The organism is uncultured Sphingomonas sp., from assembly GCF_936927845.1.
Lineage (GTDB): Bacteria > Pseudomonadota > Alphaproteobacteria > Sphingomonadales > Sphingomonadaceae > Sphingomonas.
The window spans coordinates 1-10303 of sequence record NZ_CAKZHV010000015.1 but is presented as its reverse complement, the minus strand read 5'-3'; the positions used below and the strand labels follow the sequence as shown (position 1 = coordinate 10303).

General features: G+C 67.1%; 10 protein-coding genes and 1 pseudogene. 9 read left to right on the top strand and 2 right to left on the bottom strand.

The window, feature by feature from the left end:
• Window positions 1-161 (top strand): annotated as a pseudogene (locus tag Q0579_RS02540) (IS110 family transposase); the annotation flags it as partial.
• 27 nt (window positions 162-188) lie between these two features.
• Here Q0579_RS02540 and Q0579_RS02535 read toward each other — a convergent pair.
• Window positions 189-3119 (bottom strand): Tn3 family transposase, encoded by a 2931-nt coding sequence (locus tag Q0579_RS02535; RefSeq protein ID WP_366522253.1) that lies wholly within the window; start codon window positions 3117-3119, stop codon window positions 189-191.
• Window positions 3120-3266: 147 nt separating this feature from the next.
• Between Q0579_RS02535 and Q0579_RS02530 the strand changes: the two genes are divergently transcribed.
• On the top strand, window positions 3267-3860 hold the full coding sequence (locus tag Q0579_RS02530) for a recombinase family protein (protein ID WP_242122362.1): 594 nt from the start codon (window positions 3267-3269) through the stop codon (window positions 3858-3860).
• On the top strand, window positions 3857-5218 hold the full coding sequence (locus Q0579_RS02525; RefSeq protein ID WP_298808772.1) for a hypothetical protein: 1362 nt from the start codon (window positions 3857-3859) through the stop codon (window positions 5216-5218). The genes Q0579_RS02530 and Q0579_RS02525 overlap by 4 nt, the downstream gene beginning before the upstream one ends.
• Before the next feature lie 21 nt (window positions 5219-5239).
• On the opposite strand, the gene Q0579_RS02520 is transcribed toward Q0579_RS02525, so the two are convergent.
• On the bottom strand, window positions 5240-5545 hold the full coding sequence (locus tag Q0579_RS02520; RefSeq protein ID WP_298808771.1) for a hypothetical protein: 306 nt from the start codon (window positions 5543-5545) through the stop codon (window positions 5240-5242).
• An 88-nt stretch (window positions 5546-5633) separates the two neighbouring features.
• On the opposite strand from Q0579_RS02520, the gene Q0579_RS02515 reads away from it, so the two are divergent.
• From Q0579_RS02515 to rfbA, 6 genes are all read left to right on the top strand, one after another.
• Window positions 5634-5969, top strand: a complete 336-nt coding sequence (locus Q0579_RS02515; RefSeq protein WP_298808770.1) for a hypothetical protein — start codon at window positions 5634-5636, stop codon at window positions 5967-5969.
• Between the two features lie 266 nt (window positions 5970-6235).
• Window positions 6236-6388: a hypothetical protein gene (locus Q0579_RS18250; protein WP_366522251.1), complete on the top strand. Its 153-nt coding sequence runs from the start codon at window positions 6236-6238 to the stop codon at window positions 6386-6388.
• A 43-nt stretch (window positions 6389-6431) separates the two neighbouring features.
• Window positions 6432-7025 (top strand): dTDP-4-dehydrorhamnose 3,5-epimerase, encoded by a 594-nt coding sequence (gene rfbC, locus Q0579_RS02510; protein ID WP_298808774.1) that lies wholly within the window; start codon window positions 6432-6434, stop codon window positions 7023-7025.
• A 14-nt stretch (window positions 7026-7039) separates the two neighbouring features.
• Window positions 7040-8092, top strand: coding sequence for a dTDP-glucose 4,6-dehydratase (gene rfbB, locus Q0579_RS02505; RefSeq protein ID WP_298808768.1), 1053 nt, complete (start codon window positions 7040-7042; stop codon window positions 8090-8092).
• The gene (gene rfbD, locus Q0579_RS02500; RefSeq protein ID WP_298808766.1) at window positions 8089-9054 is read left to right on the top strand and encodes a dTDP-4-dehydrorhamnose reductase; all 966 of its coding nucleotides are present in this window, start codon (window positions 8089-8091) and stop codon (window positions 9052-9054) included. The genes rfbB and rfbD overlap by 4 nt, the downstream gene beginning before the upstream one ends.
• Entirely contained in the window at window positions 9051-9920 is an 870-nt protein-coding gene (rfbA, locus tag Q0579_RS02495) for a glucose-1-phosphate thymidylyltransferase RfbA (protein ID WP_298808765.1), read from the top strand. Before rfbD ends, rfbA begins: the two co-directional genes overlap by 4 nt.
• The last annotated feature ends 383 nt before the right edge of the window (window positions 9921-10303 follow it).

The following is a 10303-nucleotide window of genomic DNA, read 5'->3' as shown; positions in this document are numbered from 1 at the left end:
ACGCGCAGGTCATCCTGCACATGCTGCGGATCGGTGCGACGCAGCGCTACGTCGACCCGCTGGTGGCCGGAATCAACGACCTGCAGGAGCTCTCGAAGACTCACGAGACGATCTCAAGGATGAAGACGCAGACCTGGCATCGGATCCTGACCCACTACCTGGCCGCTGTACATTATTGGGCCACGGATTCACGGTAGCGGCTTGGCGAGCAGAGGCGTGAAGCCATCGGCGTCGAGTTCGAGGTTTTCGGCCCAGACGTAGTCGCCGGTGAGATTGATGCGGTCCCAGCCCAGGGGCGAGAGGCTTGCCAGCATCGCCGGATCGACCTGCACGCCGCGATGCCGCATGTCCTCGACCACGCGGCCGAGATAGCGGCAATTGAACAGGATGATGGCGGCGGTGACGAGGTTGAGGGCCGCGGCACGGGTCTGCTGGTTCTCGAGGCCGCGGTCGCGGAAGCGACCGAGGCGATGGAAGGCGACGGCGCGGGCGAGGCTGTTGCGCGCCTCGCCCTTGTTCAGTTCGGCGGTGACGGTGCGCCGCAGGTCGGCGTCCTCGAACCAGCGCAGGGTGAACAGGGTGCGTTCGATCCGCCCAATTTCGCGCAAGGCCGCGGCGAGCCCGCCTTGCTGACGCTGGGCGGAGAGTCTGCCGAGGATCAGCGATGGCGTGACCGTGCGGTTCCGGATCGCGCCGATGACCTCCGCGATTTCCGGCCAGTGGGGTACGATGCGGTCGCGATCGAGCCGACGCCCGAACAGCGGCGCCAACCTGCCGTAGCGGCGTGCCGGCTCGAAGGCGTAGAGGCGGCGATCCGACAGGCGCGGGATACGCGGCTCGAAATCCAGCCCGAGCAGGTGGCTGACCGCGAATACGATGTCGGATACGCCGCCTCCATCGACATGGAGCGTGGCGGGATCGACTCCTGCCGCATGGCCATGGATGCCGTCGAGCGCATGGATCGCTTCGCCGGCGGTGCCGGCCATCACGCTTTGGTGAAGCGGGGCGTAGCGGTCGGTGATGGTGGTGTAGATCTTCACCACCGGGTCGCGCCCGTAATGCGCGTTGACGCTTCCGCTCGCCTCGCCGGGACCGCCCAGGGGAAATGCCTGCCCGTCGGCCGACGCGCGACGTCCCTGTCCGAACCAGGCGGCAAGCGGTTCGGCATGGATGGCATCGGTCAGGCAGGCGAGCGCGGCGCGGAAGGTTTCCTCGCGCATGTGCCATGTCTGCATCCGCAGAAGGGTTCGTCGTGACCCCACGCCGCAAACCTCGGCCATGCGCGAGAGACCGAGATTGGTCGCCTCCGCGATCAGCGTGGCGAGAAAGGCGCGGTCATCACCGGGCGGCAGCCCGGTAGAGACATGGCCGAAGTGCCGGGTGAAACCGGTCCAGCGATCGACCTGCGACAAAAGGTCGGTGATACGGGTGGCGGGCAACCTGGCGTAACAGGCAAGCGCGAAGCGGCGCCCGCCATCGCGGTCGGTATCGTCCGATGGCTCCTTGGGAAAGCGCAGCCGGTCGCCTTCGAAAAATATGGCGTCGCGCTGGCCAAGGTTGCGCTCGACCGCGAGGAGGGCCGTGTCGATGCGGTTCGCACGTTCATCGAGCCAGGCATGCGCATCACCGGGCAGGATCGCCGGCCTGGGCGGGGCGCTTGGTGCCGGCGCCAGCAATGCGCGCAGCGCGCGATGCACCTTTGCGGCCGGAACCCAGATATCGCTGGACGCCAACGCACTCGCGAGCGCCTCGTAGGTCGCCATTTCCCAGGATGCGCGGTCGATCGCACCGGCGTGTCCGACATGGCGCCGCCAGCGCCGTTCGACATGACCGAGCGGCACGTCGTCCGGCAGCGATCTGCGCCAGTCGCCGTCGAGGTCGGCGAGGATCGTCATCGCCGATCGCAGGCTCTGCGTATGCGCCCGTCCCTGGAAGTCGAACGCACGCAGGAACGCCGGACCGCTGCGCTTGAAGGCGCGGTATTCCGGCGCGATCTCGCCCAATATGTCATCGCGGTGCGACGATGCGGTGCGCCGGATGATCGCGGCATCGGCATCGAGCGTGTCGAGCGTCGTGATCCGGTTGACGGCCGCGCCCACATCCTCGCCGGCGCGTGCCGCTCTGGCCACCGTCTCGAGCAGGACCGCGACGCGGAGCAGGCGTTCGCGCCCTTCCCGGTTCGACACGGCGACCCGTTGCTCGAGCCGCTTGCGCGCCCGCAGGCGGGCCCGTCCGACCAGCGCGCCGAACATGGCGATCGCCGCGTCGGTGAGCGTCGCCTCCATCTCGCGCAGGGTGGCGAGCAGCACGGTCTTGCGACGGGCGGGTCGCATCTGCTGGAAGGCCTGCGCGGTGTAGCGCAGCCCTTCGCGCGCGAATTGCGCGAGGCGCGGTGCATGGGCCGGATCGACCGGATGCGCCGATACGCCCGTCCAGCGGATGAGCCTCACCTTTTCGACGATCGCGTCGAGCGATGCCGGGGCGACGCGGGGGTCCGGTTCGCGCAGCCAGGACAGGCGGCTCTGCCGGTCATGGACTTTCCCATCGACCAGCGTGTCGAGCCGACGACGCATTTCGGCATCAAGGCTGCGATCGACTGCGGTGATGAGATCGGTTTCGGCGCGGTGCATCGCCTCGGCCGCCATCCGCTCGACGACGCTGATGCCGGGAATGACGATGCGCTCCGCGCGCATCTTCTCCAGCAACCGATCGAGCAGGGCGCATCCGTCGGTGACCGGCATCGCGGCCTCGGCAAGCCATGTCATCAGATCCGCGCGCACCGGCCGGCTCAGATCCCGAAACCCGAAACGCGCCTTGATCGCGGCGAGCTGGTCGTAGCGGGTGGGCGTGCGCCTCGCGAAGTCGGCGATGACGCTCGCCTCCACGCCGACCTGTTCGGCGATATGGTCGAGCATGATCGCCGGCAGCAATTCACCCGCGCGCAGGTGGCGCCCCGGATAGCGCAGGCAGCACAGTTGCAGTGCGTAGCCGAGCCGGGTCGTCGGCGTCCGCGCGGTGCCGATCGCGGCCAGATCGCCGGCGTCGAGGCTGTGGTGGGCGATGACCGCCGCCTCGCTGTCGGGCAGCGCCAGCAGTGCGGTGCGCTGCCGCGCGGTCATCGGAATGCGTGCGGGCATTCATTATCCTTCAAAAAGCCCTTGCCATTGGGCGGCTGAATGAAAGAGGATTGTGAAAGGCGGAAGGCGGCGGAAATCCGTGGCGGCCGATCCGGCCTCCGGATACGGTCGTTTGGGAAAGGCGCGCGCTTGGACACCATACCCTATCTGATCGGCTATGCCCGCGTGTCGAAGGGCGAGGAGCAGTCCAACGTCGCGCAGGCTCGCGCGTTGGATGCAGCCGGTTGCCGGCGCGTGTTCGAGGAAACCGCCAGCGGCGGGCGCTGGGATCGCCCGAAGCTGCACGAGATGATCGGGCAGCTGCGCGCGGGCGACGTGGTGGTCGTCTGGAAGCTCGACCGATTGTCGCGCAGCCTGAAGGACCTGCTCCACATCATGGACCGGATCGAAGCGGCCGGCGCGGGTTTCCGCTCGCTCACCGAGGCGATCGACACCACCACGGCCGCAGGCCGCATGATGATGCAGATGGTCGGCAGCTTCGCCGAATTCGAGCGCGCGATGATCCGCGAGCGCACCAGCGCCGGCTTGGCGCAGGCGCGCGCCGAGGGGCGGATCGGTGGACGTCGGCGCAAGCTGGCCGACAAACAGCGCCGCGAGATCGCCGAATCCGTCACCTCGGGCCGCAAGTCGGGGGCCGAGATGGCCCGGCTCTACGGCGTCAGCGAACCCACCGTCTCGCGCATCGTTGCGGCGTATCGCCAGCAGCAAGGAGAAGCGGCGTGAAGCGGGGCCACGACCTGTCCGGTCTCATGAAGTTCGCCACCTCGCCTGCCTGGGCGGACCATCTCGGCGAGGCGCTCGGCGATCATCTCGAACTGGCGATGGACGAGTTCGACTTCGGCTACGAAGACCTCGCCGATATCGTCGGCGATCATTGGGCCGGCGTGCTATGGGGCTGCGCGTTCGAGGACCTGCTGACGCGCGCCGTCGCCCCCGACGGCCGCAACATCGTCGACGACTATATCAAACGCCGGGGCTGGAACGAGAGCGGCCCCGCCAAGGCCTATATGCGTGCGCTCCGATCGTCGGTGATGAGCCTGTACGAGGTCAGCGAGGTCGAACCCGGCCACGGCTTTCTGGTCCGCGACCTGATCCGGGGCGGCGCGCCGGTGCGCGTGTCCGAGCGCAGCGCCTCGCAGACGCTCAAGCAATGGGACCGGATCGGTGCCCGTGTCGTCGAGGTCGGGGGCAGGCATCTCCTGTCGGGCGGGCTGCTGTCGTTCCCGATGGAGGCGGCCGACGATCTGGTGCGGGGTCTCCGCCGGGCGGAGAGAAAGCGCAGTCCGCGCACCCCGCTCATACTCGACGATGAAAAGCTGCGCGCGTTGCCCGTCCTGATCACTACTGCCTGGCTGTTCGACATCGTTCCCCGCACCCTGGAACCGGAGGGTATCCCGGTCCTGCACAACAGTGACGGTGAGGAAGTGGTGTTCCACCGCGTGCGCTTCCCCTTCGCGCGCGGTGCCACCCACGCCCTGATCGGGGAGCGGCTCGACACGTTGCCCGCGCTTCAGCGTGAAACCAGCCATTTCTGGAACTGGCTGGGCGACAAGCCCGGCAAGACCACGAGAGCCACCGGCAAGATGAGCTGGGGCGTGACGATGGAAGACGGCACCCCGGTGCTCGGCAACATCGAGCTGAAGGGCCGCGCCCTTATCCTTGCCGTCACCTCCGCCGAGCGTGCCGGGCGCGGCACCGCTATCATCGCCGATGCATTGGCCGGACTGGTCGGTACCCCGCTCACCACCATCGAAACCGTCGAGCAGGCCATGGCGGCGCGGGTGGAAGGGCTGGCCACCTCCGAACCCGCCCCGAGTGTTCCGCCGGAGGTCGCAACCCCGCTCGTCCACACCATGCTCGACCGCCAGTACCGCGCCACCCTCGACGAACCGATCGGCATGCTCGGCGACATCACCCCACGCGCGGCCGCCAAGACCGCGGCCGGCCGCGACCGATTGACGACATGGCTCAAGCACCTCGAAAACCGCAGCGGCGCAAAACACGACTCCAACGATCCGATGGCGACCTACGACTTCACATGGATGTGGCACGAACTCGGGATCGAGAACCTGCGAAAATAGGTCGCCCGATGACGACGACGCCTACCGTGAATCTGCGTCCCTACAATGTACAGGGGCCGTGCTGTCGGGGCGATAGCGCTCGATGCGGAGGCTAAGCCGGGTATCGAGCCGGCTGTTGACGCGATTGTTGATGCGATTGGGATTGAGGTTCGCAGGCTCGCCCTTGGCGTTGAGCCGCGCTCCGTAAGCGGTCGCGGTGTCGCGCACCGAGCGCGTCTGCGCGTCTGCGAGAATTCCGGGCGCGAGCGTCGCGACGGCCGTCACAAGGGCGATGACGTGCCACGCGCGCTGCGTCTGCCGGGAGCGAGACAGGTCCTGCCGGTTCATACGCCGCCGTTACCCCCTTGGTGCCCACCCGTCACTGTCCAAACAGTTATTACTACTCGGCCATATGTCGAGGGCAACACTTGTCGACATGTCGAAAATCGCGCCTTTTGAGGGATTCCTTCAGCGATCTCCTGCCCACGATCATTACCGCGAGGCGCAGGCGCGTTTCCTCGAATTCGTCGTCGCGGCGATCCGCAACGCGCACATGCGCGGCGCGTGCGACTTTCTCGCCTGGTGTGCGGAGCGGCGCGCGCGCGCCGGCACAGATCCGACAATCCATATCACAGCGTGGATCGAGGAACTGGGCGCGATGTCGCGGCACCCTGGGTCAAGCAGCGGCTCGCCGCGATCCGTCATCTATTCGACTGGCTCGTCACCGCCCAAGCGAAAAGGAGGCAGGGGAGGTGCGCGCGGCGCGGCTTAATGTCACGCGACCGCCAGCGGCAGCGTCACCGTGACCGAACACGCTGGTAAGGCCGCAACCGACGTACGCGACATCTTCGTGAAGGCATGTCGACAACTAGACACGAGGACGCCGCGACAAGCATCACGGTTAGCAGGGATGAAATTGTGAGCCGCAAACCCAGCTTCACAAACTTACGTACTCATACGCCGACACCTGCCGCACCAGAAGCAAAGCCGGGTCTTGCGCCCATGCGCGCCCGGAGACCCGGGAGCAGGAAGTAGATCGTGGGCTTGTTCACCCCCGGGATGAGCTTCGCCATGCGCACGCCGCCAGAGCCGGAGAGCCTCCAGTCGCTGATGGCGGAAGCGTTCAACGACGTGCTGAGAAAGCACAGCGAAGCGCCTGTTGGAATAAATAGACGCCCGACACCCCCTTAGGACGATTACTCCGTAGTGCTTGCATGGCAGCACGAGATTGCGGATGGCAGGGTCAAACTTTAAGGGCGTCCTGGTGCCCGCGCCTGTCCGCCTCATTCATCCCCGTCGCTTCGGCGATGCGCGCGGCTGGTTTACCGAAACCTACAACCGTGACACATTCGCCGCGTCCGGGATCGACGTGACTTTCGTGCAAGACAATCATTCGCTTTCGAGGCCTTTGTTCACGCTGCGTGGCCTTCACTTTCAGACCCCGCCGCGGGCGCAGAACAAGCTGGTCCGCTGTGTCCGCGGGCGAATCTTCGACGTGGCGGTGGATGTGCGGCGCGGCTCGCCGACCTACGGCCAATGGGTGGGTGCGGAGCTCAGCGCGGAGAACGGCGACCAGCTCTTCGTGCCCGTTGGGTTCGCGCACGGCTTCGTGACGCTCGAGTCCGATTGCGAGGTCGTGTACAAATGCTCGGACACCTACGCGCCCGAGCATGACGACGGGATCGCGTGGGACAGCGTCGGGATCGACTGGCCGCTTCCCCCCGGCGTCACGCCGGAGCTTTCCGACAAGGATCGGCGCCAGCCGACGCTTAGCCAATTCGACAGTCCGTTCGCCTATGACGGCTGCCCGCTCGAACCGCTTTCCTGAAGGACACCGACCCCATGCGCATCTTCGTCACCGGCGGGGCCGGCTTCATCGGCTCGGCATTGGTCCGGCACCTCATCGAGAACACGGATCACGAGGTCCTGAACTTCGACAAGCTGACCTATGCCGGCACGCTGTCGACGGTCGAGCGGGTCGCCTCGTCGAACCGCTACCGCTTCGTCCAGGGCGACATCTGCGATGCGAATGCGGTGCGCGCGGCGATCGCGGAGTTCCGCCCCGACGTAGTGACGCACCTCGCCGCGGAGAGCCATGTCGACCGCTCGATCGACGGGCCGGGGGCGTTCATCCAGACCAACGTCGTCGGTACCTATACAATGCTGGCCGAGGCGCGGGCGTATTGGCTGGGGCTGGACGAGGACGCGAAGCGGGCGTTCCGCTTCCACCACATCTCCACCGACGAGGTGTACGGGTCGCTGGGCGACACCGGGCTCTTCACCGAGGAGACGCCCTACGATCCGCGCTCGCCCTATTCGGCGTCGAAGGCCGGGTCGGACCATCTCGTCAGCGCCTGGGGGCATACCTTCGGGCTGCCGGTGCTCATCACCAACTGCTCGAACAATTACGGGCCGTACCATTTCCCCGAGAAGCTCATCCCGCTGATGATCGCCAAGGCGCTCGATGGCGAGGCCCTGCCCGTCTACGGCAAGGGCGATCAGGTGCGCGACTGGCTGTTCGTCGAGGATCACGTCCGCGCATTGCAGGCGGTGTTCGAGCGCGGTGCGGTCGGCCGCACCTACAATGTCGGCGGCAACAACGAGAAGCAGAACATCGAGGTCGTGCGCACGATCTGCGCGATCCTCGACGAGCGGCGCCCGCGCGCCGACGGCCAAAGCTATGCCGCGCAGATCACCTCGGTCGCGGACCGGCCCGGGCACGACAAGCGCTATGCGATCGACGCCTCGCGCATCCGCGACGAGCTCGGCTGGGAGCCCGCCGAGACCTTCGAGAGCGGCATCGCCAAGACGGTCGACTGGTATCTCGCCAACGAGGCGTGGTGGCGCCCGCTTGTCGCCGCCAAGGCCGCCGAGCGCCGCGGGGTCGCGGCATGACCGACACGGAGACGGATCGACCTGTCGACACGTCGGCCATTCTACCCGTTCTCGTCACCGGGGGGAACGGCCAGCTCGGCACCGAGCTCCAGTGCGTCGCCTGGCCCGCGGGCTATGCGGTCGTCGCGATCGACGTCGCCGATCTCGACCTGACCGACACCGCGGCGATCGCCGCGCGTGTCGCCGCGGGGCATGAGGGTCGCCCGTTCGCCGCGGTCATCAACGGCGCCGCCTATACCGCGGTCGACAAGGCGGAAAGCGACCTCGTCACCGCCTGGGCAGTGAATGCCATGGCGCCCGCGGCGTTCGGGGCGGCCTGCGCCGCGGCGAACATCCCGCTCGTCCAGGTCTCGACCGACTATGTCTTCCCGGGCGACAAAGAGGGCGCATGGGCGCCCGACGATGCGGTCGGGCCGCTTAGTGTTTACGGCGCCTCGAAGCTCGGCGGCGAGCTTGCAGTGCGCACCTCGGGCGCGCGCCATGCGATCGTGCGGACCGCCTGGGTCGTCTCCGCGCACGGCAACAATTTCGTGAAGACGATGCTCCGCGTCGCCGCGACCAATCCCCATTTGCGCGTCGTCGCGGACCAGCACGGCTCGCCGACGAGCGCCGCGGACCTCGCGCGCGCGCTCGCGACGATCACGGTGCGGCTGGTCGAGGATGCGGAGGCGCCGACCGGCACGTTCCACTTCTCGAACGCGGGCGCGACGACCTGGGCCGCCTTCGCTGCCGAGATCTTCCGCCAGTCCGCCCACCGTGGCGGCGCGAGCGCCGCGGTCGCGGAGATCACCACCGCGGACTATCCGACCCCCGCACGGCGCCCCGCCAATTCGCTCCTCAGCCACGATGCGATCCGCGCCGCTTACGGCATCGCGCCGCGCCCCTGGCCCGAGGCGCTCGCCGACATCCTCGACGAACTGATCGGCGCACCCACGACGCGCCCCACGGAGACGCAACCATGAAGGGCATCATCCTCGCCGGGGGCTCCGGCACGCGGCTCCACCCGGCGACGCTCGCGGTGAACAAGCAGCTCCTGCCCGTCTACGACAAGCCGATGATCTACTATCCGCTCAGCGTCCTCATGCTGGCGGGCATCCGCGACGTGCTCATCATCTCGAGCCCCGAGTTCCTCGGCAATTACCAAAGATTGTTCGGCGACGGCTCCGCCTTCGGGATCGCCATGTCCTATGCCGAGCAGCCGAGCCCCGACGGGCTCGCGCAGGCCTTCACCATCGGCGCGGACTTCATCGGCGACGATCACGTGGCGCTGGTGCTGGGCGACAACATCTTCTTCGGCGCGGGCCTGCCCGAACTGCTGGCGAACGCGGTCGCGCGGGAGAGCGGCGCGACCGTCTTCTCCTATCAAGTCGAGGACCCCGAGCGGTACGGCGTCGTCGAGTTCGGCGACGGCGGCCGTGCGGTGAGTCTGGAAGAGAAGCCCGCGGCGCCGAAGTCCAACCATGCGGTGACCGGCCTCTATTTCTACGATAATCGCGTGGTGGAATACGCGCGCAACCTGAAGCCCTCCGCGCGCGGCGAGCTGGAAATCACCGATCTGAACCGCCTCTATATGGAAGCGGGCGACCTTTACGTCGAACAGATGGGCCGCGGCTACGCCTGGCTCGACACCGGCACCCACGACAGCCTCCTCGAAGCCGGCGAGTTCGTCCGCACGCTCCAGCATCGCCAGGGCGTCCAGATCGCCTGCCTGGAGGAGATCGCGTACGAGATGGGCTTCATTACAGCGGGCCAGGCGCGGGACGCCGGCGAGCGGTTCAAGAAGACCGCTTACGGGCGGGCGATTTTGAAGGCCGTGGACGCCGAGTAAATAACCTTCAGAACATCGTGCCGCCGGCGACGTGTCGTCGCCTCCCGCTTCCGCGCCTATCGCCGATGCCTCGGGATATGATCGGTGCCATCATTCCGGCGGCGAACGCTGTGGTCCCACACGATGGACCACAGCGTTCGAGCGGCAACTGCACGATCCTGCAAATCGCGCGGCAAGGCTTGATCCGTCCTTTCCGCTTTCTCGTCAGCAGAAGGCCCGCACCGTGCCGCTCGCCGATGATTCACGTCCGGGACAGCCGATCGATATCCCCGACCCTTCCACTTGCCAAAGCCGGCTCACACACCGTGATAATCGCGGTACCACCTCACGGGGACCGGTGAGAGGATGGTCGAAAACGTACGCTCTCATGACTGCCATCCGAG

Excerpts from the sequence above, each read along its gene's own strand:
- rfbC (WP_298808774.1), top strand. The coding sequence starts at position 6,432 with ATGGCAGGGTCAAACTTTAAGGGCGTCCTGGTGCCCGCGCCTGTCCGC.
- rfbA (WP_298808765.1), top strand. The coding sequence starts at position 9,051 with ATGAAGGGCATCATCCTCGCCGGGGGCTCCGGCACGCGGCTCCACCCG.
- Q0579_RS02520 (WP_298808771.1), bottom strand. The coding sequence starts at position 5,545 with ATGAACCGGCAGGACCTGTCTCGCTCCCGGCAGACGCAGCGCGCGTGG.
- Q0579_RS02535 (WP_366522253.1), bottom strand. The coding sequence starts at position 3,119 with ATGACCGCGCGGCAGCGCACCGCACTGCTGGCGCTGCCCGACAGCGAG.
- rfbD (WP_298808766.1), top strand. The coding sequence starts at position 8,089 with ATGACCGACACGGAGACGGATCGACCTGTCGACACGTCGGCCATTCTA.
- Q0579_RS02515 (WP_298808770.1), top strand. The coding sequence starts at position 5,634 with ATGTCGAAAATCGCGCCTTTTGAGGGATTCCTTCAGCGATCTCCTGCC.
- rfbB (WP_298808768.1), top strand. The coding sequence starts at position 7,040 with ATGCGCATCTTCGTCACCGGCGGGGCCGGCTTCATCGGCTCGGCATTG.